We start from the raw sequence: 23,188 nt of genomic DNA on the forward strand, positions 1-23,188 counted from the left end.
GCACACGCCTGCTGCGACTTTCAACCACTGATCATCTGGGGCAGGACGACGTTGGCTGCCGGAAGAAAGCCCCCACCCACAAGCACGTGTAGACCTTGCCGTGCCTGCCAGCATGCACAGCGTTCGGGCCGAAACCATGCGCCCTGTGCACCGCCGCGTCCTGGGGTTCCTCGTCACCGCCTGCGCTCTGGTGGGTGCGGGACTCGCCACGATCAAACTGGAGGATCGCGGACAGAAGGTGGCGCGGACGCGGGCGGCCCAGATCGCGGGCGTGGCGCTCACCGGGGCGCGCGAGTCGCTCACCCGTCGATTGCGAGGGGTGGAGGCCCGGGCCGCGGCGGGCGCATCGTTGAATCCTGTGCGCGCGCTCGTCGCCGAGCATGTCGACACGGCCACCCTGCAGGATGCCTTCGGCACGGAGGGCTGGTGGAAGGCCTTCCGGGACGAGTTCACCTTTCACGCGCTCATCGATGGGCGCCAGCGCTTCGACTTCACTCCGGATGGAGCCTCCCGGCAGGTGGATCTCTCGACCCTGCTGGCCGCCTCGGAGGGCCGCTCGCTGGCCTCGAGCCTCATTCTCGTGGGCGGGGTACCGCACCTGGCCGCCGTGGCCGAGGTGGAGGTGTCCTCCTTGGCGGTGGCCGGGCGGGCCCTGTTGGTGCTCGCGCGGCCCCTGGAGAGCGCGGAGCTCGAGGCGCTCGCGCAGGAGTTCAGCACCACGCTCGTCCTCGTCGACGCGAAGGGGGTGCCCCTGGCGCGTGAGGGAGGCCTGGTCTCCCAAGAGCTCCCCTTGCCAGAGCAAGAGGACGTACCGATCAGCGGTCCGAGCGGTGAGTGGTCCATCGCTCGGGCCCAGGTGGGGCCGGGCCTGTTCCTCTGGCTCCAGGCGGACACCCGGGCGGAGGCATCCCAGCTGCGTGGAGCCGCGCGAGCGCTGATGGTGCCCGTGTGGTTCACCGCCCTGCTCATCTCGGGCATCGCGCTCTGGCTCGGGCTGCGTCCTCAGCGGGAGAAGGCCACGGCGGAGCTGCTCGCGAAGACGACAGAGCGGCTCGCCGCGGCGGAGGCCCAGCTCCAGCGCCTGTCGCAGACCCTTCCGGCCATCCAGGACGCCCCGAGCGCTTCCCTTCCCCTGCTGCACCCGCGCACCGAGCCGTCGCTGGCGGCACCAGTGCCTTTCGGCCGCTACGAGCTGCTGCGGCCGCTCGGCGAGGGAGGGATGGCACGGGTGTACCTGGCACTGGCCCGGAGCGCGGGCGGCTTCGAGCGATTGTTCGTCATCAAGCGGCTGCACGAGCCGCTCGCGCGCCAGTCTGATGCGGTGGCGCAGTTCATGGATGAGGCCCGGCTGGGGGCCAGCCTCGTCCACTCCAACGTGGTCCCCGTCTATGACTTCGGTCAGGTGGACGGCGAGTACTACATGGCCACCGAGTACATCCTCGGCCGAGATCTCGACACGGTAGTGCGCCGCTCCTTCGAGCGGGATGGCGGCCCCCTGGAGCCTGCGACGGTCTTCTTCGTGGCGCAGGAGATCCTCAAGGCGCTCGGGTACGCGCATACGCGGCAGGACGCGCAGGGCAAGCCCCTGGGGATCGTCCACCGCGACGTGTCGCCGATGAACATCCTGGCCTCCTCGCGCGGCGAGGTGAAGCTGCTGGACTTCGGGATCGCCAAGAGCGCGCACCGCTCCACGCAGACGCGGGTGGGGCTCGTGAAGGGCAACGTGAACTTCATGGCTCCGGAGCAGGCACGCGGGCTCGAGGTGGACGGGCGTGCGGATCTCTTCTCCCTGGGCCTGGCGCTCTTCTGGTGCCTCACCGGCGAGCTGCTCTATGACGGGGAGAACGACTTCGATCGGGTCATCCAGGCCGCCGAGGGCCCCGGCGAGGCGCACTGGGAGCGCATCCACCGGCTGCCCGCGCCCGCGGTGGCGATCCTCCACCGAGCCCTGCAGCCCCGCCCCGCGGACCGGTTCCAGTCGGCCGAGGAGTTCGCCCGGGCGCTGCCCGCGGTGAGGCCGGAGGACGCCTCGAGTCTGGAGCGCACCATGCTGCGCCTCTTCGGCGAGGAGCTGCGCGCCGAGTCCGCCTACCGCTCCGCGCTGGCCGCTGTGTCGGATCCTCCCACCCTGCTCGGCCAGGCCTTCACGGGCTGACGCCGGGCTCTTCCTGCCCTCACCTCCCGTCTCTCCCCACGCGAGGTCCCCATGATACCCGCCCCCTTCGTTCTCCTCCGCATGGCGATCGTCCTCGCGCTGCTGCTGCTGGCGACGGCCTGTGGCTCTTCGAGCCAGGGCTCCACGCCCCCGCCCCACATCTGGACGCTGCGCCAGCTGCGAGAGGCATCGCTCTTCGCAGGCACCATCGCGGGAGTCCCCGCCACGGAGTGGATCACCCCGCGAGGCCAGCCGATCCCGCAGTGGTCGCCGCCCTTCTCCCCGACGCCGCTGCTCCAGGTGGAGGAGCAGGACGGGCTGAACGTGCTGCCGGCGTTCAGCCAGGGGCGCCCCGCGGCGTTCGCAGTGGCGGAGGTGTGGGAGCGAGTACCCGAGGTCTGGGTGCAGCCCTGGTACGTGCTCGTCACCGCATACGAGCCCTCCAACCCCGGGCAGTACCGCTTGAAGGACTCCCTGCCGGTGGTGGACATCGAGGAGGAGAGCCTCTTCTACAGTCCCTTCTGGGAGATCATCTATGCGGTGGTTCCGGAGGACACCCCGCCGGATCGGTACACGAGTGCTACCGCTCTGTTGTCCGCGGGGCTGCCCATGCATCGCGGAGGCGGCCTGCTCGCGCCACTGACACCTTCCGACGTCATGCCGGCCATCGCTGAGGGCCACACGGGTCCGGTTCGCCCGTACACGGGGGAGGCGGTAGGCAGCGCGCGCCAGGGAGAGACGTGGCTGCACGGGCGGCGAGTGCCGTATCTGAGCTTCGGCTCGAGCAACTTTACCTGGAGCACGGCGCCGAGCCGGGCGGGCATCATCGACGAGGCGGCCCTCTACGTCTTCGCGCGCGCGGGTTCGGAGGGGCGCCCCACTCCCCTGGGACTCCCAGCGGTGATCGGCACGGGCCCTCGAGGGGCGGGCCAGGTGGCGCGGGTGTCCGCGGCCGGGGTGCCCCTCTTTGGAGCGCTCAGCCGCCCTCACCTCGCGCTGCTGCCAGTGTCCGCGGGTCCTTTCGTGCCGAGCACGATGGAGCCCCTCAAGGACATGCTGCGTGGCGAGGGTGGCGTCTCCGTGGTGGATGTCCACCCGGACATCCAGGCGCGAGCGGACGCCCAGGACTACGTGCTCCGGGTGGCGCTCAACCCGGACTGCTTCCAGGATCCGGCGAGGTTTCCCACGGCGTGCCGCTGGCTGGACTCGCAAGCAGCGGTGGAGACGAACCTCGCGCCGTCGAGTCTCTTGCCCCAGGACGTGCTCTTCACCTCCCCTGTCCTCTTCTATGACGGAAAGAAGGTGGGCCGATGAGCGCGCGCACGGGGTTCATTCCCACGCTCACCCTGCTGCTGCTGGCCGCGGCTCCCGCGCCCGCGGAGTCAGCATCCCAAGAGGGCACGCAAGTCTCGGAGGCCATGGCGGACGCTGTCGGCGAGGTGCTCCCAGAGGCCCTGCCGGGCGTGGAGGAGCCGGACGCCTCATCCAGCTCGGCTCCGAGCGGCTACACGCCGGAGGCAGAGTCCGTCTCGCCCTTCCGGGTGTCCGGCTACGTGGACGTGGGCTTCGCCAAGGCCCAGGGGCGCGGCAGCTCCTTCCACCCGGACGACACGCGCGTGCCCGCGGACTACGGCGCGGACGCCTTTGCTCCAGCGGTGAACTCGCGCGGCGATGTGGCTTCGCTGGATGCCGGTGGGCGCTTCGTCAACGGCTTCCTGCCGCGCACGGTGGACATTGGCGGCCATGCGTCCTTCCTGCTCAACACCGCCAGCCTGGATCTCTTCTATGAGCCCTCGTCGGCACCGGTGCTCGTCTTCGCGCGGACGCAGTTCCTGCCCCGCTTCGAGAAGGGCAGCGGCGGCACGCGGCTGTTGCTCCAGCAGGCGTTTGGCCGCGTCACCCCGTTCTCGGGCCACGAGCTCACCGTCACTGTAGGCCGCTTCGACTCCGTCTTCGGCATCGAGTACCGGGAGAACGAGTCCCCCCTCCGCACGGGAATTACTCCGTCGTTGATGGCCCGCTACACCACCGGACACCAGCTCGGGGTGAAGTCCTTCTACCGGCGGCAGCTCCCTTCGCTGTCCTCGGCGGTGTCGCTGAACGTGGCGATCACCAACAGCAGCAGCCGGGTGGAGAGCCTCCAGACGGCGGACCTGAGCCTCACGGGGCTGCCGTTCGTGAGCGCGAGGCTCGGCTACGAGCTTCAGCTGCTGCGGCTGCAGCTGAAGCTGGGCATGAGCGGGCAGACAGGCGCGCGCAACGATCAGGATGACGCGCATGTGCGCCAGACTCAGCTGGGGGCGGACGCGCGCCTCACCGCGGGCTGGTTCAGCCTGGCGGCCGAGTACGTGCGCGCGAGAGACGATGCGGGCTCGGCCCCTGGCAAGCACACCGGTGTGGGGGACTTCTTCTATGCCTCGGGCTTCGCGGTGGATGGCTTCTACGGGACGCTCGCGCTCGCGGTGCCGGTGGGGGACGAGGCACTGCGCACCGCCACCGTGTACAGCCGCTATGACCGGCGTGCCGCCGAGTTCCACGGCTTCGGGGGCATCCTGACGTCGCGCTACACGGTGGGCACGCGGCTGGACTTCTGGAGCGTGCTCTCGCTCAAGGCTGAGTACCTCTTCAACCGGGAGAACGCGGGTGCGCCCCGTGTCGACAACGACGTGTTCACCGCCTCGGCCATCTACGTCTTCTGAGCCTCTTGCCTGGAGTGATGCTCCTCATGCTCTCATCTCTGCGCACCGCCCTGGCGCTCCTCGTTGCGGTCCTGATCGCCCTGCCTGCCGGATCGGCTCCGTCCTCGGACTGGCCGGGCCAGGAGATGCCACTGCCCCTCGTCGTCCGCGAGCCGGAAGATCTGGCCTTCAAGGCCGCGGCGGAGCGCCAGTACCTGATCTTCAACCTCCTCTCGAGCGGCCGGCTCGCATACGACCGGGGGGACATGGACACCGCAGCCTCTCGCTGGGAGGAGCTCCTGCGGGTGCCCGGGTTGCCGCTGGAGCTGGAGGCGGTGGTGAAGCCGCTGGCAGCCGAGGCCCGCCAGAAGGCCGGAGGCAAGGCGGCGCTGGACCTGCCCATGCCTCCCCCGCCCCAGGGCTACACATTGCTCCCGACGCCGAAGCCGGAGCTGAAGCCCGAGCCCGCGGCGTTCCAGGAAAACGTGTCCCCCCGGAAGGCTCCGGCGAGCTCCCCCCGCGTGGAGGTGCGCCGCCCTCGGGTGAGCGCCACGGGAACCCTCGAGGGCACGGTGCAGGGCGGGCCGTCCGGGGCGGCAGGCGCGGTGGTGTGGCTGACACGCGCGCAGGGCCCCACTCCGAAGCCGAAGCCCGCGCCGCGCCAGATCGTGGTCCAGCGGGGCAAGCGGTTCCTGCCGCACGTGCTGCTGGTACCAACGGGCACGGAGGTGTCCTTCGTGAACGAGGACAAGATGTTCCACAACGTCTTCTCGCTCAGCCGGCCCAACGACTTCGATCTGGGGCTCTATAAGGAGGGCGTGGCGCGCAACAAGGTCTTCACGAATCCCGGCCCGGTGCGCCTGCTCTGCAACATCCACGCTTCCATGTCCGCGTTCGTCTACGTGGTGGACTCGCCCTGGTACGCACAGGCGGACGGGCGGGGGCGGTTCGAGCTGCGCGGCGTTCCCCCGGGCGAGTACGTGCTGCACGCCTGGCACGAGACGTCCGCGAAGCCGAGCTCTCAGCACCTCACCGTGGGCGAAGGGCGGCTCTCCGTGGCGGCCACCGTCACCGGAGATGCCGAGCGCACCGCGTTCGTCCCGGACAAGGCGGGCCGTCCCCGGCAGACGCAGATGGGGTATTGATCAGCGCTCCTATGAGTGAAGACAGATCGTGGCAGCCCTACCAGGGGGGGAGCACCCTGGGCATGCAGGGCTCCGAAGGCGGGACGATCACCTGGGACGAGGAGTACACGGAGCAGGTGCGGCTCACGATGGAGCAGGACGAGAGCCGCTCCTTCTACGCGATCACCTGTGGCGTCGCCGGGTGGCTCGTCCACACCCGCTTCTTCGGCAGCGCGGCGGAGGCCTCGGCCGCATTCGAGGAGATGCGGCCGGCCCTGGTGGAGCTGTTGTCGCGGCTGCCCGCGAGCACGCCAAAGCCCCCTCGTGAAGCCCTCCGCGAGGGCGGTGCGCTGCTCTCAGGCTTCGTCGCGCGCTTCCCCTGACTCGAAGGCTCAGTAGACGACGAGCGGGTGCGGGATGAAGTAGCTGACGATGCTCAGCACGGGGATGCGTGGGCCCTCGTCGTCCGCATCCAGGGAGCCGGACGTGGTCCGCATGCCATCGAACCGCGCGAGGATGACGAAGTCCCGGCCAGGCGCGAGGAACGGATCCGGCTTCGCCAGCCGCCCGAGCGCCTCCCGCCCCGTGTCACTGGAGATGTTGTCATAGCGAAGGACGGTGCGGCTCTTGCGATCCGTGTCTGCTTGCGAGAGTGAACCTCCGACCGTACCGCTGCCGAGCGTCGTCTCACCGCCCAGGTTGCCCGACGTGGTGGAGGCAGAGTCCCTGCGGACGGCCACGCCCACCTGCTGCTCGCTGGCGACAGAGCCCAGGCCCTGCTCGACGAGCCACACGGTGGGCTTCTCACCCTCGGCCCGCGAGTCCCCCACCTGGGCACGGACGAGGATGAAGCGCCCCTTGTACGTGTCCGGCTGGGCGACGGCGGCGGCGAGGGAGAAGATCGGAAGCCGCTGCTCATTCAGCAGGCGGAGATCTCCCTCCACGCTGCCTCCCCGCTGGGCCACCACCTTGGCGATCAGCGCCGCGGCTCCAGCACGAGAGCGAAGCTCGTTGCTCCACGCGCGGCTCATCAGCGCCTGGAGCGAGGTGAAGGGCGTGCCGTCGATGCAGGCCTTCAGCGCGGCCCAGGCATCATCGCGGGAGATGGGAAGGAAGCGCCGCGCCTGTCGCTCACACTCGGAGGGGTTCGAGTACTGAGCGGCGAACGTCTGGGGATTGAAGGGATCGGGAGGCAGCTCCGTCACCCTCGGTCCCGACGAGGAGGGCTTGTCCCGTGGATCCTCCTCCACGGCGCGAGAGGTCGCGCACCCCGTCATGGCGAGCGCGCAGATCAGGGCCCACGCGTGGCGCGAGGCCGGCTTCAACGAAGCAACCAAGGTAGCTCTTTTCATGGGAGTCCTCTTCCCGTGCACTACAGGGACGCGGAGCCCCGGTTCGGCCGAGGCTCGGGCTTGAGGGAGGGAGTAGCGGACTTGCCCTGGCCAGCCGCCGACGGCACCAGGGAGCAGGCATCGCTGCAGCGATCGCGCATGCATGCGAGCGTGGAGACGCCGGCCTGCTGCTGGGTGAGCTCCGCGTAGCAGCGATCCCCCACGCCCGGGCAGCCTCGCTGGGCGGCACACTGGCAGCAGGGGGCAGCCACGGTGGCCATCAGCTGGGTCTCCTGCAGCACGCCCGAGATCGCGCGGTAGCAGGCGCGCGCGGCCGGGGCGAAGCGCCCTTTGGCGTCGACGATGGGGACGGTGCCCTCCAGATCGCACACCTCCGCGGCGGAGACGTACTTCTTCTCGCACGAGGAGGCGAGGTTGCGGTCCGCCTTGCCGTTCTCGGAGCGAGCCCGCGCCGCCTCCGCACACAAGGTCCGGCCCATCCCCTGGATGGTGCGGACGTTGCTGGCAGCCTGGTCCTTGTTGGCCGCGGAAGGCGTCAGCTCGGCCTCGAAGACGCATTCCTTGCCCGAGCGCAGGGTGTCCGCGGTGCAGGACCAGGCGGTGGGGGACTCGTCCGCCACGGGAGGGGCTTCAAAGGATGAAGAGGAGGAGGCAGGCGAGCCGTCATTCGGCGCCGAACCCAGGAGAAGAGAGAGGAACACGACGGTGAGCATGGTCTGACAGCGTAGGCCCGTCCCGGCCCGCGCTCAATCGACTCCGGGTCGACTGTTGCCCTGGCATCTCGCAGGTTTACGCACACACGCTCCCTGCAGCAGGCAAGCAGGCAAGAGCGCGAGCCACTGACATGAGCCTGGTTGTGACGGGCTGTCCGGGTTCCAACCTTCACAGGTGGGAGTTCGTTCACAACGGGTGGGAGCCCTGGAGCCAAGGAGGGAGATCATGCGGCGTTGGGTGTGGAGTGTGGTGGCACTGATGGGGTTGGGGCTCGGCGGCTGTGAGCGGGCGGAAGCGCCGGTGGTGGCGAAGGACGCGCCCCTGGCGAGCGAGGGTGTGCTCGGCGGCGATGACATCGCCGAGTTCCGCGGGACGGTGACTGCAGTGAGCCGGACGCAGTTCATCGTCCGCGACCAGAACGGAGATGAGCAGCCGTTCGAGATCGACGATGAGACGGACTTCGTCCGCAGAGGCCAGCCCGTGGAGCGGCTGGAGCTCCAAGAGGGCAAACAGGTCCGCACCCGCTACGACGAGCGCGAGGGAGAGAAGGTCGCGGATCAGGTGGAGATCTACTGAAGCAGCGCAGGGAGCTCCGAGCGGCGCGGCCTGGGTCCATTGCCGCCTGTCAGATGCAGCTGACATACTCGATGCCTCTCTCAAGAGGAGGCACCATGGCGACTTTCAAGGAAGCGCTGCAGGGACTGGCCAACGCGACGGCGAACCTCAGCTCGCTGCAGGTGTTCACCTACACGGGCGATGTCAACTCGGTGCTGACAAAGGACGGGGGCGGCATCGACTGGGACCAGCTCTTCACGAAGTCCAAGGCCAATGACGGCGCCCTGAAGCTGGTGGCTGCCACCAAGGTCCTGTTCGACGGGGACACCTACAACTTCCAGACCTCCGAGAAGCTGGACCGGCTGGATGCGCTGCTGGAGATCCATGAGAAGTCGGTGAACAACAGCCGCCTGGCCCGGCAGTCCCTGATCCAGTTCTTCATGGATGGCCTCAAGAACGCGGTGAAGTAAAGGCTCCCGCTCCGTGAACGCGCCGATCTGGGACGCCGTCCTCGACGAGATCCGGCGGGAGATCCACCGTCGAGGAACGCAGCCACTCCACCTCCAGGCGCCTGCGAGGCCGGACGAGATTCTGGTCGATCCGTACCGTAGGCTCCAGGGGTTGCTGGAGCGGCTGACCCGGGCAGAGCGGCAGCTCGAGCTGGCGCCGCTGCCTGCGGGCGACACGAGCTGGGGAGAGGAAGTGCGGCCCGGCAACAAGGAGCACAACCTCCGAAAGTCGGCAGTCCGGGCCCGGCTCGAGCTGCTGGGCTACGCCCCTGGAGCAGAAGGCGACAGCAGCACCCTGCGTCAGGCCGTGCGCCAGTTCCAGCAGGATGCGCAGATCGATGTGGATGGCTGGGTGGGGCGGCAGACGTGGGAGGCGCTCGATGAGTTCATCACCTTGGAGCCGCCCCTCCAGCTCGAGCGCTGGTACCCGAGCGGAGGGAGTCCCTGCCCTGCCCTGGTTCGAGCCACGGCCCTGCGACTGAGGATGCTGGGCTTCGAGGCAACTCCTACCGATCGGGAGGAGCTGCTCGCGGAGCCACTGGCCGCCTTCCGGCGGGCTGCCCGCGAGCTGGGGTTACCTGCGGGGGCCGAGGTTCCGGAGCGGCAGGTGGTGGCGCTGCTCTTCGATGACGAGCTCCTCCTCTCGATCGCCGCGAGAGGACTCGAGGGACAGACTGTCCTCGGGCCGCAGGACCTCGAGACCCCGGAGGCCGACGCAACATCGCGGATGCTGCGGCGGATGGTGCGCAACGAGCTGTGGTTGCAGGGGTATGAGGTCGGGGATCTGCGCGTCTCCACGCAGGTGGCTCCAGGACAGAAGGGGCTGGCCGATGGACTTCGGGTCTATTGGAGCCACCGGGCGCTGCCGCCCGGAGAGACGATCGAGCGCCGCTCGAAGCTGATCGACGTCACGCTGTTCGCGGCATTGCAACAGGACCAGGGGGCTCTCACTGGAGACGACGCGAAGGCACACGAGCACGTGTCCAGCTTCGTGGCCAGCCACCTGGAGGAGTTCCGCCAGGCCTGGGAGCACACCATTCCCTGCCGCCCCGTGTTCTTCATCTGGGATGGGGTGAAGCGCGGCGCGCGGTGGCTGCAGAAGCAGATCGCGGGGCTCTCCTCCCTGGCTGAGGTCGTGAGCAAGGGGGTGGAGTACGCGAAGGCGTTCGTGTGGAACATGGTCCGGTACGTGTTCCAGCAAGGGTCGAAGATCTTCTCCACGGTCCGAAGGGCCGTGGCAGCGCTCATCCACGGTGTGCAGCCCTTCCTGGACGGAAGCATCCGAGTGGGTCAGGGCCTGGGCCGAGTGGAGTGCCAGATCGCACTGAATGGCAGCCTGGGGGTGTTCATCGGGAGCCAGGCCTCTCCGTCGGCGGCCGACACGCTGGCTGCGCGGTTGGAGCAGATGTCCCAGTGCCTCAGCGCCAGCTCGCTGATCTTCGCGGAGATCCTGCGCGCGGAGCTGAAGCTCTTGAAGGGGCCCATCGGCTGGATGGCCCTGCTCTCCCATCTGGTGAAGGATGCACCGCGCTGGCAGAGCTACCTCGCGCAGGTGGCGGAGCTGCCGGATCACCCTGATCCCACAGCCACGCTGCAGTTCCAGACAGAAGCCGCGCTCGAGCCACCGCCTCAGCGCAACTGGCTCCGTCGGCTGGTCATCCTGGCGGCCGGGGTGCTGGTGGTCTCCGGCACGGGGCTGGTGGCCTGGCAGGTAGGAGCCCTGTCCCGTCCTACGAGCTCGGCGGAGTGGCTACAGCTCGTAGGAGTGATCCTGGGCCTGCCGATCCTGGGGGGACTGGCAGCATGGGTGGTGAGGAAGTGGCTGCGGTCACGCCTGGGGCTGTGACGCGGCGCTGAGGGAAGTGGCTGGCCGCTTCCCTCAGTCTGAGCCATGACCGTTACTGCACCAGCCGCTTGATGTCACCGCAGGCGATGTACGAGCCGCCGCCGGACATCTCGATCACCTCGTCCACCACGTAGAGGATGCCCTCCTCGCGGATGTCCCTCGGGAAGCGCATGTTGAGGTTCGGATCGAATCCGTCGGAGACGACCCGGGCGCGCAGCTTGCTCCCCTCCTTCACGCACTGAACGAGGACACCGTTGCCCACGGCGTTGGTGGTGGGCAGATCCTTCGCCGAGCCCGTCACCTTCGACGCCTTGCCCGTCTTCTTCGGAGCTCCTCCCCCACTCCCTGACCGGGCCGCACGCTCCTGCCCGGGCAGCACCAGCCGCTTGATGGTGCCCTGCGCCCGGTAGAAGCTCCCGTCCGCCGAGGGCACCAGCTTCTCCACCAGGTACGTCACCCCCTCCTCGCGCGCGCTGCGCGGAAACTGGATGTTGAACGAGGCGTCATACCCCTCGGAGGCCGCGCGCACGCGCAGCTTGCCGCCCTCGCGCTCGCACTTCACGACGACGCCCCCCTCGGCGCTGGACACTGCCTCCAGCTCGTCCGCGGAGCCACCCGCCGTCCCGCGCAGCGCCAGATCATTCCGGTTGCGCGTGCCCGCCTGGTACGACTGATCGCGCAGCTCCTTGCGGATCACCGAGTCGTACTTCTTCGACTCCAGCCGCTTCGCGTAGTGCTCGAGCTGCTCCACCTCCTCCACCAGCTCGAAGGAGCTCTTGTCGATGTTCGCGGACAGCTCCGCGATCGTGCCGCGCAGCTGCTGCGAGGCCCCCTTGAGATCTCCACTGTCCGCCAGCGTGACGGCCCGGTCCTTCACCTGGGCGATGCGCAGCCGGTTCGTCTGCGCCAACACGTTCTTGTCCGCCGACAGGGCGCTGGCCTCCTCCTCCGAGCCCACCGTCACCGTTACCGGCAGCTCTCCGGTGAACTCCTTCAGCGCACCGTCCACCAGCGCCTGGTACTTGTAGGCCAGCGTCAGCAGCGGGACGCTGCCCATCGCCGCTCCCGCCTCCACGGACAGCTCCACCGCGAGCTGCCGATCCTCGGTGGTGTACACATCCCCCAGCCCCACCTCCACCTGCTGGCCGCGCGCCTCGAAGCGGTAGCGGTTGAGCACGCTGGCCACCTTCACCGTGGGCGCAGGCTGGATGGTCACCACCAGGTTCTGCCCGGCCACCGAGGACAGGCCCTCCATCTCGATGCCGAACACGCCCTCGGCGTCATCCGGCGACTGGATGAAATAGAAGTGCCCCTCCCCCGCGCCGGCCATGCCGATCAGCAGATCCTCATTGAAGTTCGAGCCAAACCCCAGCGTGGTGGTGGAGATCCCAGCGCCCGTCGCCTCCTTCACCTTCGAGAGGATCTCTTCCGGCCGGGTGACGCCCACGTTGGCCTGTCCGTCCGTCAGCAGCAGGACGCGGTTGATGCGCTCCTGGGCCAGCTGGCCCTTCACGTGGTTCACACCCTGCTGCCAGCCCCCCGTCAGGTTCGTACAGCCCGCGACACCCACCTTCGAGAGCGCCTTCTCGATCGCCGCGCGATCCTGCACGCGCTGCGGCGCCACCACCGTCATGGGCGAGTCGTCGTACGCCACGATCGAGATCCAGTCCTCCGGCCCCATGCGCTCGATCAGGTTGCGGGAGGCCTGCAGCGCGTGCTTCAGCGGCGCACCCGCCATGGAGCCCGACCGATCGATCACCAGGCTCAGGTTGAGCCCGCGCCGTGCGGGCCCCTGGGCGGTGTCGGGCCGGAAGGCCACCAGCAGGTCGACCTTGGACGAAGTCCCTGCGGGGAGCACCGGTCGACTCAGTGTGTAAACGGCTTTCATGGGAAATGCCTCCAGTTGTTCGCACCCAGAGCGTACTGGCCCCTACCCACAGCGTCACTTTTGGTTCACATGGAGGCTGATGTAGGCCAATCTAAGCACTCAAGGGTTCAGGAGGGATCTCAACACTGATCCACTCCTCCTACCTGCTGAGGCTATAGTCCCCGCCGCACCGGAGGAGAGATGCGTCCGTCCCGAATGATGCGCGTGGTGGGGTTCAACGTCGACCGGGTGGTGTCTGACGCCACCATGGATCCAGAGGTCCTCCGCCTGGACAATTTCGGTACGGATCTGGCGCCACCGCCGGAAGCCGTAGCGGCCACGCGCGAGGCAGTAGGAACCAACGAGGCCAACAGCTACACGCCCTTCACGGGGGCCTCGAGCCTGCGCCAGGCGGTGGCGCAGCGGCTGAAGAAGCAGTGCAACCTCTCGTACGATCCGGATCGGCAGATCGTGATCACGGCGGGCGGCACGCAGGGGCTGATCTCGGCGCTGCTGGCCATCATCGAGCCCGGCGACGAGGTGCTGCTCACGGATCCGACGTACGCGGGAATGATCCACCGCGTCACGTTCGCGGGCGGCGTGCCCATGTTCGTGCCCATGAAGGTGGTGGATCGCCGGTGGCGGTTGGACCTGGACATGCTGCGGGCCATGGTCACCAGCCGCACGCGCGCGATGGTGCTCTCCAACCCGAACATGCCCGCGGGGCACGTGCTCTCCGAGGCCGAGTGGATGGCCATCCGCGAGCTGTGCGTGACGCGCAACCTGTGGCTGCTCTACGACGCCGCGCTGGAGCACGTCCTCTATGACGGGCTGACGCTGCGCCACCCGGCCACGCTGACGGGCATGCCGGAGCGCACCCTCATCGTCGGCTCGATCTCCAAGGAGTACCGGATGATCGGCTGGCGCATCGGCTGGATCGCCGGCCCGCCGAAGGTGATGGCGGACGTGTTCTACACGCACAGCTACCTGGTGATTGCGCCACCGGGCATTGCGCAGAAGGGCGCCGAGGTGGCGCTGCGTGCCGAGGACGGAGGCGTGTCGGCGGCGCTGGTCGAGTGGAAGAAGCGGCGCGATCTGGTGCTCGAGCAGCTGGAGGGCCTGCCCATCGTCATCCCCGAGGGCGGCTGGAGCATGCTGCTGGATGCGCACGCGCTGGGCTACAGCGCCACGGACGCGGCCTCGATCCTCATGTCGCAGGCGAAGGTGGCGGCCACGCCAATGACGAACTGGGGCTCGTCGGTGGCCGAGCGCTACATCCGCCTCGTGTTCAGCTACGAGCCTCAGGAGCGGCTCAAGCTCCTGCGCGAGCGCCTGCGCCGCACCTCCCTGCTCCCCTGATCGGGGACAGCCCCTTCGGCTCCTCTTCCCGTGGACGGTGGCCAGCTCCCAGCCGGTGAGCTCGGCCAGCGTGGCTGTGCGCTCTGCGTATGGACTCCAGCTTGGGTTCTGTCCCTCAGGGCAGATTCGCTAGATCGTCCGAGAAGAGTGCATCCAGGAGTGTGGGCGGAGCCAAGCTGTTGCGATAGCCCACTCGCACGTCGGGCAGAGTGACCTCCGCGAGCTCCAACGGAAACGGCCGGTAGCCCAGTTCCCGCTCGATCACCCGTGTCAGTGCATCCACCTGCGGCTTGGCTTCCTGGGGGGGCTCGAAGGTGAGCTGGGGGGAAGACGCTCGTGCACCAGGTTTGAGAGTCCGTGTCGTGACGTACGTCACATAGAGAGGAGCCAACACACTGGCGGCGGCAACAATCCGGATGACGGTCTGTCCACCCGCCGGAAGAGCTTCCTTGACGTAGAGGCAACAGCGACGGCATGCGGAGTGCCATGGTTGGGTTGCATCCCTGACTCCATTCTCGGGGAACGCAGACTCCACTGCGGCAAGCACCTGATCCCACTGCTCCCACGCCAGTGCCTTCTTCCAGGCTGACCGCCACCGCTCATGCTCTGGCGTGCGCTGATGAGCAAGAAGCGGCTGGCTGTAGTCGTCCTCCTCCACGGGAAACCCCGATGGGTAGAACCGCCGAGCGATGCCAATGAGCGCTTTTCTCGTGAAGTCGCTCATGGCGTCAGGCCACCTGGAATGTCGAAGTACACCGTCTCGATACCTTCAGTCTCGCACTGGGACACTCGTGCGCCGGCAATCTCCTCCTTGAGCAGTTGCTCGTAGCGATCCTTGAACTGGAGACACAGCACAGCGATCATTTCACCTGGCCTGGCTTCAGCCAGAACGAGGTGTGCAGCGCGATTGGCTGTGATCGCCGCACTTCGTTGAGCCACCTCCGGCGGGATGTCTCCCAGATCTTCGTTGCGCAGCGGCAACCCGACCTCGAACTTGCAGACGTCGGTAGCTCCAGAGTCGCCTTCGGTGATGCGAGCGTTGATGCAGACGGCCCGCCAACCATCTGGCCGAAGCTTGTTGCGCTTCGAGAGCTCAACGACCGTCTTGAAGCGATAGTGAGCTGGGGTGATTCGCCCGGTAACGGTGTTGAGGCCACGAGCACACCCCATCTGCAAAACCACGAAGAGCAGTACAGCCACGTGCCAACGGCATGGACTCTCCTCCTTCATGGAGCAGAACCGTTCGAGGACGGATTCGCCGACACCTCCGACCAGAGCGCCCTCGCCTCGAACCGAAGCCGGATCTGGGCATCGTTGACGGGATCACACGCCATCGCCTCCCACTGCTCACCCGTCTTCCCCGTGAACAGTGCGGTGTAGAGGAACCCGCCGATCGTGGTGTGGCGATCTTTCGAGTCGGGGTTCTTCTGGAACAGTTCCACCAGGCGATCCCACTCCAGAGGGGCGAGGTATCCCCCTCCCGGTCTGACGGAGATCTTCATGACGGCGGTCTTCATTGTGCTGAGGAGCGAGTATGAACCCGGCCTCTCTTGATTGACAGTGTCAACCAGCCCGGTCGCGCGCCGGCACTCGACGGCCCTGAGCCGTTTGGCCAGAGCACGCCTCACTGCCGAGACGAGGGGCCCGCGACCTGCGTGCCCCAGAGCGCGGGCCCGTGCTTTGAGCTCCCGCGTCTCCTGGACTTACCCTCGTCCCAGCAAGCTCGCGAGCTTCTCCAGCGCGAGCCGGGCCCGCGTCTTCACCGTGCCCAGCGGATCCCCGGTGCGCTCGGCGATCTCCCGCTGGGACAGGCCCTCGAAGTAGGCCAGCTCCACCACCGTGCGCTGCTCGGGCGGCAGCTCGCGCAGCGCGGTGGCAACCCGGGCCTGCTCCTGCCCCAGCGCCGCGGCCTCCGAGGGATCCACCGGCGCGGAGCTGATGGGCGGAGGCTGGTGCGCCGCGTCCTCGGCAATCCGCGCCACCGTGCCCAGCGCCCGCTTCCGATCGATCGACCGCGTCCGCGCGATCGTCGTCACCCACGTCTCCACCCCACCCCGGCTCGGATCGTACTCCCGGGCGCGGCGCCATACTTCCAGGAACGTCTCCTGCAGCACCTCCTCGGCGTCCGCCCGAGAGCCCAGGATCCGCAGCGCCACCGCCCACGCCCGCCGCGCGCAGCGCGCGTAGAGCACACGTATCGCCTCGCTGCTCCCCAAGGCCACCTGCTGCAAGAGGGCCCGGTCGGCCGCTGGATCGCTCGCTCGCGTAGCGGGGGGATCAGAAGGCACCACGGGCTCCCGGATACCGCATCCACGGTTAGGGCCCCACCTTTTAGCACCGATGCCCGCGCCCGATCCCAACCCAAGCGCCGTCCTCCGGCCCCGCCAGAACGTTCACTCTCCAACGCCTCCATGCACGGAGCCGTCCGGCATCAACGTCCCCGCGTCATGGTGCCCGGAACTTCCCCTCCCTGCCCCTATAAGGGCCGGCTGTCCTTATGAGCTCAAGAATCGGAAGTGTGGTCATCGAGAGCGTTCGCCCCGAGCTGGAGGGTGGCCGCTTCGCCGTCAAGCGCGTCGCCGGCGACACCTTTACCGTCGAGGCCGATCTCTTCAAAGAGGGCCATGACGTCCTCGTCGCCATCGTCCGATGGCGCCAGTTCAGCCCCGCGGGCCAGGAGACCCCCTGGGCCGAGGTGCCCATGAAGGCGCTCGGCAACGATCTCTGGGTCGCCGAGTTCCCCCTCGCCCGCAACGGCCGCTACCAGTACACCATCGAGGCCTGGCCGGACCTCTTCGCCACCTGGGCCTCCGAGCTCAAGCGCAAGGTGGATGCGGGCCGCGAGGTGCGCAGCGAGCTTCTCGAGGGGGCCGCCCTCATGGAGAGCACCGCCGAGCGCTCCCGCCCCTTCAATGAAGAGGACGCCCAGGTGCTCGCCGAGGCCGCCCGCAAGCTGAAGCAGCCTCCCTCCCCCGAGCTCATCTCCGTCGCGTTGGCGCCCGAGCTGGCGCGGCTCGCCGGCAAGTACGCGGATCGCTCGCTGGCCACCCAGTACGATCGGGTGCTGGAGGTCTTCGCGGAGCGCGAGCGCGCGCGCACCGGTGCCTGGTACGAGTTCTTCCCGCGCTCGGCTGTGCGTGACGGCCGCACCCACGGCACCTTCAAGGACGCCGAGGCCTGGCTCCCCTACATCCAGTCCCTGGGGTTCGACGTCATCTACCTGCCGCCCATCCACCCCATTGGCCTCACCGCGCGCAAGGGCAAGAACAACAGCCTCAAGGCCGAGCCCGAGGACGTGGGCAGTCCCTGGGCCATCGGTGGCGCCGAGGGCGGCCACAAGGCGATCCACCCTCAGCTCGGCACGCCCGAGGACTTTCGCCGCTTCCTCAAGGCCTCGGAGCTGCACGGCATCGAGGTCTCGATCGATCTCGCCTTCCAGGTCTCGCCGGACCACCCCTATGTGCAGGAGCACCCCGAGTGGTTCCTCCACCGGCCGGACGGCACCATCAAGACGGCGGAGAACCCTCCCAAGCGCTACGAGGACATCGTCAACTTTGACTGGATGGGGCCCGGCCGGGCCACGCTGTGGCCGGAGCTCGAGTCGGTGGTGCTCCACTGGGTGAAACAGGGCGTGCGCATGTTCCGCGTGGACAACCCGCACACCAAGCCCATCCAGTTCTGGGCCTGGCTCATCCGCCGGGTGCAGGACGTCCACCCGGACGTCGTCTTCCTCTCGGAGGCCTTCACCCGCCCCAAGGTGATGAAGGCCCTGGCGAAGATCGGCTTCACCCAGTCCTATACCTACTTCACCTGGCGCATCTTCAAGCAGGAGCTGGAGGACTACCTGACGGAGATCACCTCCCCACCCGTGTCCGACTACTTCCGGGGAAACCTCTGGCCCAACACGCCGGACATCCTCCCCGAGCTGCTCCAGCGCAGCGGCCCGGGAGGCTTCCGCCTCCGCGTGGCGCTGGCCGCCACCCTCTCCTCCTCCTACGGCATCTACTCCGGCTACGAGCTGTGCGAGGCCCGCGCCCTGCCCGGCAAGGAGGAGTACCTCGACTCGGAGAAGTACCAGCTCGTAGCCTGGGATCTGGAGCGGCCCGGCCACATCCGCGACTGGATCCGCAAGCTCAACGCCGCCCGCAAGCAGCACCCCGCGCTCCAGCTCTACGACAACCTGCGCTTCTACCGCGCGGACAACGATCGCATCCTCTTCTACGGCAAGCGCACTCAGGACGGCTCTAGCCAGGTGCTCGTCGCCGTGAGCCTGGATCCGCACCTGCCCCAGGAGGCCCTCCTGGACGTGCCGCTCGAGGAGCTGGGCATCCTCCCCGAGGAGACGTACCAGGTGCATGAGTTGATGACAGACGAGCGCCGCCTCTGGCAGGGTCCCCACGCCCAGGTCCGCCTCACCCCCGAGCAGCCCGCAGCGATCTGGGCGGTGTACCGCTTCCGCCGCACCGAGCAGGCGTTCGACTACTACGAGTGACACCCGAGAGGCGTATGGAACAGGACCCGCTTTGGTACAAGAAGGCCCTCATCTATGAGGTCCACATCCGCGCGTTCCATGACTCGAACGCGGACGGCCACGGTGACATCCCCGGGCTGATCGAGAAGCTGCCGTACCTGCAGGATCTGGGGGTGGACTGCCTCTGGCTGCTGCCCCACTACCCCTCTCCGCTGCGGGATGACGGCTACGACATCGCGGACTTCTACGCCGTCCACCCGGACTACGGAACGCTGGCGGACTTCCAGCGGCTGGTGGAGGCCGCCCACCAGCGCGGCATCCGCATCATCACCGAGCTGGTGGTGAACCACACCAGCGATCAGCACCCCTGGTTCCAGGAGTCCCGCCGCGATCCGAAGAGCCCCAAGCGCAACTGGTACGTCTGGAGCGACACGGACGACAAGTACAAGGGCACCCGCATCATCTTCCTGGACACCGAGCGCTCCAACTGGACGTGGGATCCGGTGGCCAAGCAGTACTTCTGGCACCGCTTCTTCAGCCACCAGCCGGATCTCAACTACGACAACCCCGAAGTCCAAGAGGCCATGCTGGACGTCATGCGCTTCTGGCTGAACATGGGCGTGGACGGGTTCCGCTGCGACGCCGTGCCCTACCTCTTCGAGCGCGAGGGCACCAACTGCGAGAACCTCCCGGAGACGCACGCCTTCCTCAAGCGCCTGCGCAAGACGATCGAGACCGAGTACCCGGACAAGATGCTGCTGGCCGAGGCCAACCAGTGGCCCGCGGACGTGCGCGTCTACTTCGGCGACGGCGACGAGTTCCACATGGGCTTCCACTTTCCGGTGATGCCCCGCCTCTTCATGGCCGTGCGCAGGGAGGACCGCACCCCCATCCAGGAGATCCTCCAGCAGACGCCAGAGATTCCGGCCAACTGCCAGTGGGCCATCTTCCTGCGCAACCATGACGAGCTGACGCTGGAGATAGTGACGGACGAGGACCGCGACTACATGTACCGGGAGTACGCCATGGATCCCCGGATGCGGATCAACCTCGGCATCCGGCGCCGGCTGGCCCCGCTGATGGACAACGGCCGTCGGCGCATCGAGCTGATGCACAGCCTGCTCTTCACCCTGCCTGGCACGCCCGTCATGTACTACGGCGATGAGATCGGCATGGGGGACAACATCTACCTGGGCGATCGCAACGGCGTGCGCATGCCCATGCAGTGGACGGGCGACCGCAACGCGGGGTTCAGCCGGGCGGACAGCGCGCGGCTGTACGCCCCGGTGATCACCGATCCGGTGTACGGCTACCAGGCCATCAACGTGGAGGCCCAGGAGCGCATCAAGACGTCGCTGCTGCACTGGGTGAAGCGGTTGATCAAAGTGCGCCAGCGCTACCTGGCCTTCGCCATGGGAACGCTGCGCTTCGTCAACCCGGACAACCGCCGGGTGCTGGCCTTTGTCCGCGAGTGGGAGGGCCAGACGTTCCTCATCATCTGCAACCTCTCACGCTTCGCGCAGCCAGCAGTGGTGGATCTGCGCGAGTGGGAGGGCTACGTGCCCGTGGAGCTGCTGGGCGAGACACCCTTCCCGCGAATCTCGTCGTTGCCGTACCAGTTCTCCATGGGTCCCTACATGTTCCTGTGGTTCCGGCTGGAGAAACCCCTTCCGGGGAGGACGCCCTCATGACGCCCGTTGATCTCACCCACCTGCCCGAGTACCTGAAGCAGCAGCGCTGGTTCAGCGGCAAGGCCTGGCCCATCAAGTCCGTGGGTGTGCTGGATCACGCCACCCTGGACTTCGGCCCGTGCGCGTTCACCCTGGCCATCGTCGAGGTGCTGTACGAGCTGGGCAAGTCCGAGCGCTACCTGCTGCCCGTCAAGCCCTCGGCGGAGGGCATCCAGGACGCGCTCGAGGACGTGGACTGCCTGCGCTCCCTCTTCCAGATCATCCGCGAGCAGCGTGAGCTGCCGTCCGCCTCTGGCCTCGTCCGGGGCGAGTGGCTGGACACCCCGGAGGGACACCTCTCACTGCCCGAGCCCACGCCCGTGCGCCGGCTCATGGTGGAGCAGAGCAACACCTCCGTCGTCTTCGGGGAGAAGGTCATCCTCAAGATCATCCGCAAGCTGGAGGCAGGGGTGAACCCGGAGTACGAGGTGGGGCGCTTCCTCGCCACGCGCACCTCCTTCCGCGCCACGCCCACGCTGCTGGGCGCGATGAACCTGGAGGGGGCCGCCGGCGCCACGCTGGGGCTGGTGCACCGCTTCGTCCCCAACGCCGTGGACGGCTGGAAGTACACGCTGGACCGGTTCCGCAAGTCCGAGCCGCTGGAGCCGGGCTTCCTGGAGGAGATGCGGGAGCTGGGAAGGCGCCTGGGCGAGCTGCACCGCGCCCTGTCCTCGGACGCCAGCGATCAGGTCTTCTCCCCGGAGCCAGTGCTCCAGGAGGATCTGCAGCGCTGGAGCGCCTCCATCATGGGCGAGCTGGGGGTGACGCTGGCGGACGCAGGGCGGCTGCACGTGGATCTGGAGCACCATCGCGAGCGGCTGATGGAGTACGCGCGGAGGCTGGCGCACGTGACGCCCTCCGGGCAGAAGATCCGCATCCACGGGGATCTGCACCTGGGGCAGGTGCTGCGCGCCGAGGGCCAGTGGCTCATCTTCGACTTCGAGGGCGAGCCGTCCCGCACCTTCACCCAGCGCCGGGAGAAGTACTCGCCGCTCAGGGACGTGGCGGGGATGTTGCGCTCGTTCGACTACGCGGAGGCCACGGTGCTGCTGGAGGGCAACCCACCCGCGCCGCGCATGGAGCCCTCGCGCGATGCCTTCCTCGCGGGCTACCTGGAGACGACCCAGGGCGCGCCCTTCCTCCCGGCGGACAAGGCGACGTTCTGGGTGATGCTGCGCGCATTCGAATTGGAGAAGCTGCTCTACGAAGTGCGTTATGAGCTGCAGAACCGCCCGGACTGGGTCCGCATCCCCGTTCAGGCCCTCTTGCGGATGGAGGAGCCGAAGTGAAGAAGCCCGCCGACCGGCAACAGATCGACGCGGAGATCCAGCAGATCATCGAGCTGCGTCACCCGGAGCCGCACCGGGTGCTCGGCATCCACCCGGATGGAGACGGCGTGGTGGTGCGCGCCTTCCGGCCGGATGCCACCGCCATCCGGGTGCTCCAGGACTCCGGCGGGAAGATCCCCATGGAGCACCACAGGGGCGGCCTCTTCGAGGCCCGGATCAACGGGCGCGACCAGGTCTTCAGCTACCTGCTGGAGGTGGAGTACCCCGGCAACAAGATCTTCACCGTGAGGGATCCGTACAGCTTCACACCCACGCTGGGGGAGCTGGACCTGTACTACGCGGGCGAGGGCCGGCACGAGAAGCTCTGGGAGCGCATGGGCGCGCACCCGCTCCACCACCAAGGCGTGGCGGGCGTGTCCTTCGCCGTGTGGGCGCCCACGGCGGCCGGCATCTCCGTGGTGGGGGACTTCAACAGCTGGGACGGCCGCCTGCATGCCATGAGGCGCATGGGCGCCTCGGGCATCTGGGAGCTGTTCGTCCCCGAGGTGGGAGAGGGCACGCGCTACAAGTTCGAGATCCGGCCCGGCCACGGCGGCCCCCCCATCCTCAAGTCGGATCCCTTCGCCTTCCGCACGGAGGTGCCGCCGCTCACCGCGTCCGTGGTGCATGATCTCCACCGCTTCACGTGGACGGACGAGAAGTGGCGCACCACTCGAGATGAGGGCGTCCCGGCCCAGAAGCCCTGGAGCGTGTACGAGGTGCACCTGGGCTCGTGGCGGCGCATGGTGGAGGAAGGGGACCGGCCGATGACGTACCGGGAGCTGGCCCCCGCGCTGAGCGACTACCTCAAGCAGCTGGGCTTCACGCACGTGGAGCTGCTGCCCGTGTCGGAGCACCCGTATGGCCCCTCCTGGGGCTACCAGGTGGGCAACTACTACGCGCCCAGCGCGCGCTACGGGCACCCGGACGACTTCCGCTTCCTGGTGGATCACCTGCACGCGCAGGGCATCGGCGTCATCATCGACTGGGTGCCGGGGCACTTCCCGAAGGATGCGCACGCGCTGGCGCGCTTCGACGGGACGGCGCTCTATGAGCACGCGGATCCGCGGCAAGGCCTGCAGCCGGACTGGGGGACGCTGGTCTTCAACTTCGGCCGCAACGAGGTGCGCAACTTCCTCATCGCCAACGCGCTCTTCTGGATCGAGGAGTACCACGTGGACGGGCTGCGCGTGGACGCGGTGGCCTCCATGCTCTACCTGGACTACAGCCGGCGCGCGGGCGAGTGGGTGCCCAACCGCTGGGGCGGCCGCGAGAACGAGGAGGCCATCGCCTTCCTGCGCGAGCTCAACACCGTCATCCGCAACAAGCACCCGGGCGTGGTGGTGATCGCCGAGGAGTCCACGGCGTGGCCCAAGGTGAGCCACCCCGCGAGCGAGGGCGGCCTGGGCTTCCACTTCAAGTGGAACATGGGGTGGATGCACGACACGCTGCTGTACTTCTCGAAGGATCCCATCTACCGGCAGCACCACCACAACAGCA

At 68.0% G+C, this 23,188-nt stretch carries 20 protein-coding genes; 13 read left to right on the forward strand and 7 right to left on the reverse strand.

The window, feature by feature from the left end; all coding sequences use genetic code 11:
• Window positions 1-136 precede the first annotated feature (136 nt).
• Genes VD972_RS40090 through VD972_RS40110 form a run of 5 tightly spaced genes read left to right on the forward strand, consistent with a single transcriptional unit; the run spans window position 137 to window position 6,340 of the window.
• Window positions 137-2,155, forward strand: coding sequence for a serine/threonine-protein kinase (locus VD972_RS40090; protein ID WP_324994378.1), 2,019 nt, complete (start codon window positions 137-139; stop codon window positions 2,153-2,155).
• A gap of 51 nt (window positions 2,156-2,206) precedes the next feature.
• A complete protein-coding gene (locus VD972_RS40095) occupies window positions 2,207-3,469 on the forward strand; it encodes a hypothetical protein (protein WP_324994381.1) in 1,263 nt (420 codons plus the stop codon).
• The gene (locus tag VD972_RS40100) at window positions 3,466-4,854 is read left to right on the forward strand and encodes a hypothetical protein (RefSeq protein ID WP_324994383.1); all 1,389 of its coding nucleotides are present in this window, start codon (window positions 3,466-3,468) and stop codon (window positions 4,852-4,854) included. The genes VD972_RS40095 and VD972_RS40100 overlap by 4 nt, the downstream gene beginning before the upstream one ends.
• Before the next feature lie 26 nt (window positions 4,855-4,880).
• A complete protein-coding gene (locus VD972_RS40105) occupies window positions 4,881-5,978 on the forward strand; it encodes a hypothetical protein (RefSeq protein WP_324994384.1) in 1,098 nt (365 codons plus the stop codon).
• 11 nt (window positions 5,979-5,989) lie between these two features.
• Window positions 5,990-6,340 (forward strand): hypothetical protein, encoded by a 351-nt coding sequence (locus tag VD972_RS40110; RefSeq protein WP_324994386.1) that lies wholly within the window; start codon window positions 5,990-5,992, stop codon window positions 6,338-6,340.
• A gap of 9 nt (window positions 6,341-6,349) precedes the next feature.
• Here the strand turns inward: VD972_RS40110 and VD972_RS40115 are convergent, their stop codons facing one another.
• Both VD972_RS40115 and VD972_RS40120 read right to left on the reverse strand, forming a co-directional pair.
• Window positions 6,350-7,309 (reverse strand): hypothetical protein, encoded by a 960-nt coding sequence (locus tag VD972_RS40115; protein ID WP_324994388.1) that lies wholly within the window; start codon window positions 7,307-7,309, stop codon window positions 6,350-6,352.
• A 20-nt stretch (window positions 7,310-7,329) separates the two neighbouring features.
• Window positions 7,330-7,929 (reverse strand): hypothetical protein, encoded by a 600-nt coding sequence (locus VD972_RS40120; protein ID WP_324994389.1) that lies wholly within the window; start codon window positions 7,927-7,929, stop codon window positions 7,330-7,332.
• 319 nt (window positions 7,930-8,248) lie between these two features.
• On the opposite strand from VD972_RS40120, the gene VD972_RS40125 reads away from it, so the two are divergent.
• The 3 genes from VD972_RS40125 to VD972_RS40135 all read left to right on the forward strand — a co-directional run bounded on the left by VD972_RS40125 (window position 8,249) and on the right by VD972_RS40135 (window position 10,933).
• On the forward strand, window positions 8,249-8,599 hold the full coding sequence (locus VD972_RS40125; RefSeq protein ID WP_324994391.1) for a hypothetical protein: 351 nt from the start codon (window positions 8,249-8,251) through the stop codon (window positions 8,597-8,599).
• Between the two features lie 95 nt (window positions 8,600-8,694).
• Complete coding sequence (locus tag VD972_RS40130; protein ID WP_324994394.1) at window positions 8,695-9,048, forward strand: hypothetical protein; 354 nt, start codon at window positions 8,695-8,697, stop codon at window positions 9,046-9,048.
• Between the two features lie 13 nt (window positions 9,049-9,061).
• Window positions 9,062-10,933 (forward strand): peptidoglycan-binding domain-containing protein, encoded by a 1,872-nt coding sequence (locus VD972_RS40135; protein ID WP_324994395.1) that lies wholly within the window; start codon window positions 9,062-9,064, stop codon window positions 10,931-10,933.
• A 52-nt stretch (window positions 10,934-10,985) separates the two neighbouring features.
• Here VD972_RS40135 and VD972_RS40140 read toward each other — a convergent pair whose 3' ends face one another.
• Complete coding sequence (locus VD972_RS40140) at window positions 10,986-12,821, reverse strand: vWA domain-containing protein (protein ID WP_324994397.1); 1,836 nt, start codon at window positions 12,819-12,821, stop codon at window positions 10,986-10,988.
• Between the two features lie 180 nt (window positions 12,822-13,001).
• Here VD972_RS40140 and VD972_RS40145 point away from each other — a divergent pair, with 180 nt between their 5' ends.
• Window positions 13,002-14,159 (forward strand): pyridoxal phosphate-dependent aminotransferase, encoded by a 1,158-nt coding sequence (locus VD972_RS40145; RefSeq protein WP_324994399.1) that lies wholly within the window; start codon window positions 13,002-13,004, stop codon window positions 14,157-14,159.
• 115 nt (window positions 14,160-14,274) lie between these two features.
• Here VD972_RS40145 and VD972_RS40150 read toward each other — a convergent pair whose 3' ends face one another.
• The 4 genes from VD972_RS40150 to VD972_RS40165 all read right to left on the reverse strand — a co-directional run bounded on the left by VD972_RS40150 (window position 14,275) and on the right by VD972_RS40165 (window position 16,450).
• Window positions 14,275-14,817 (reverse strand): hypothetical protein, encoded by a 543-nt coding sequence (locus VD972_RS40150; RefSeq protein ID WP_324994401.1) that lies wholly within the window; start codon window positions 14,815-14,817, stop codon window positions 14,275-14,277.
• A gap of 62 nt (window positions 14,818-14,879) precedes the next feature.
• Complete coding sequence (locus VD972_RS40155; protein ID WP_324994403.1) at window positions 14,880-15,389, reverse strand: hypothetical protein; 510 nt, start codon at window positions 15,387-15,389, stop codon at window positions 14,880-14,882.
• Window positions 15,386-15,661: a hypothetical protein gene (locus VD972_RS40160; protein ID WP_324994405.1), complete on the reverse strand. Its 276-nt coding sequence runs from the start codon at window positions 15,659-15,661 to the stop codon at window positions 15,386-15,388. Before VD972_RS40160 ends, VD972_RS40155 begins: the two co-directional genes overlap by 4 nt.
• 201 nt (window positions 15,662-15,862) lie before the next feature.
• The gene (locus VD972_RS40165) at window positions 15,863-16,450 is read right to left on the reverse strand and encodes a sigma-70 family RNA polymerase sigma factor (RefSeq protein ID WP_324994407.1); all 588 of its coding nucleotides are present in this window, start codon (window positions 16,448-16,450) and stop codon (window positions 15,863-15,865) included.
• A gap of 206 nt (window positions 16,451-16,656) precedes the next feature.
• On the opposite strand from VD972_RS40165, the gene VD972_RS40170 reads away from it, so the two are divergent.
• The 4 genes from VD972_RS40170 to glgB all read left to right on the forward strand — a co-directional run.
• Window positions 16,657-18,651, forward strand: a complete 1,995-nt coding sequence (locus tag VD972_RS40170) for an alpha-1,4-glucan--maltose-1-phosphate maltosyltransferase (protein WP_324994409.1) — start codon at window positions 16,657-16,659, stop codon at window positions 18,649-18,651.
• A gap of 14 nt (window positions 18,652-18,665) precedes the next feature.
• Complete coding sequence (gene treS / locus VD972_RS40175; protein ID WP_324994411.1) at window positions 18,666-20,321, forward strand: maltose alpha-D-glucosyltransferase; 1,656 nt, start codon at window positions 18,666-18,668, stop codon at window positions 20,319-20,321.
• The gene (locus tag VD972_RS40180; RefSeq protein ID WP_324994413.1) at window positions 20,318-21,649 is read left to right on the forward strand and encodes a phosphotransferase; all 1,332 of its coding nucleotides are present in this window, start codon (window positions 20,318-20,320) and stop codon (window positions 21,647-21,649) included. Before treS ends, VD972_RS40180 begins: the two co-directional genes overlap by 4 nt.
• Window positions 21,646-23,188 (forward strand): 1,4-alpha-glucan branching enzyme (gene glgB / locus VD972_RS40185; RefSeq protein WP_324994415.1); only part of this gene is annotated, 1,543 nt, incomplete at its 3' end. The genes VD972_RS40180 and glgB, both read left to right, overlap by 4 nt.

Origin of the sequence: Hyalangium sp. (assembly GCF_035629615.1) — a bacterium.
Classification (GTDB): domain Bacteria; phylum Myxococcota; class Myxococcia; order Myxococcales; family Myxococcaceae; genus Hyalangium.

Coding starts and splice junctions, on each gene's coding strand:
- VD972_RS40115 (WP_324994388.1), bottom strand. CDS start 7,309: ATGAAAAGAGCTACCTTGGTTGCTTCGTTGAAGCCGGCCTCGCGCCAC.
- VD972_RS40155 (WP_324994403.1), bottom strand. CDS start 15,389: ATGAAGGAGGAGAGTCCATGCCGTTGGCACGTGGCTGTACTGCTCTTC.
- VD972_RS40090 (WP_324994378.1), top strand. CDS start 137: ATGCGCCCTGTGCACCGCCGCGTCCTGGGGTTCCTCGTCACCGCCTGC.
- VD972_RS40180 (WP_324994413.1), top strand. CDS start 20,318: ATGACGCCCGTTGATCTCACCCACCTGCCCGAGTACCTGAAGCAGCAG.
- VD972_RS40110 (WP_324994386.1), top strand. CDS start 5,990: ATGAGTGAAGACAGATCGTGGCAGCCCTACCAGGGGGGGAGCACCCTG.
- treS (WP_324994411.1), top strand. CDS start 18,666: ATGGAACAGGACCCGCTTTGGTACAAGAAGGCCCTCATCTATGAGGTC.
- VD972_RS40145 (WP_324994399.1), top strand. CDS start 13,002: ATGCGTCCGTCCCGAATGATGCGCGTGGTGGGGTTCAACGTCGACCGG.
- VD972_RS40160 (WP_324994405.1), bottom strand. CDS start 15,661: ATGAAGATCTCCGTCAGACCGGGAGGGGGATACCTCGCCCCTCTGGAG.
- VD972_RS40095 (WP_324994381.1), top strand. CDS start 2,207: ATGATACCCGCCCCCTTCGTTCTCCTCCGCATGGCGATCGTCCTCGCG.
- VD972_RS40130 (WP_324994394.1), top strand. CDS start 8,695: ATGGCGACTTTCAAGGAAGCGCTGCAGGGACTGGCCAACGCGACGGCG.
- VD972_RS40125 (WP_324994391.1), top strand. CDS start 8,249: ATGCGGCGTTGGGTGTGGAGTGTGGTGGCACTGATGGGGTTGGGGCTC.
- VD972_RS40100 (WP_324994383.1), top strand. CDS start 3,466: ATGAGCGCGCGCACGGGGTTCATTCCCACGCTCACCCTGCTGCTGCTG.
- VD972_RS40170 (WP_324994409.1), top strand. CDS start 16,657: ATGAGCTCAAGAATCGGAAGTGTGGTCATCGAGAGCGTTCGCCCCGAG.
- VD972_RS40105 (WP_324994384.1), top strand. CDS start 4,881: ATGCTCTCATCTCTGCGCACCGCCCTGGCGCTCCTCGTTGCGGTCCTG.
- VD972_RS40140 (WP_324994397.1), bottom strand. CDS start 12,821: ATGAAAGCCGTTTACACACTGAGTCGACCGGTGCTCCCCGCAGGGACT.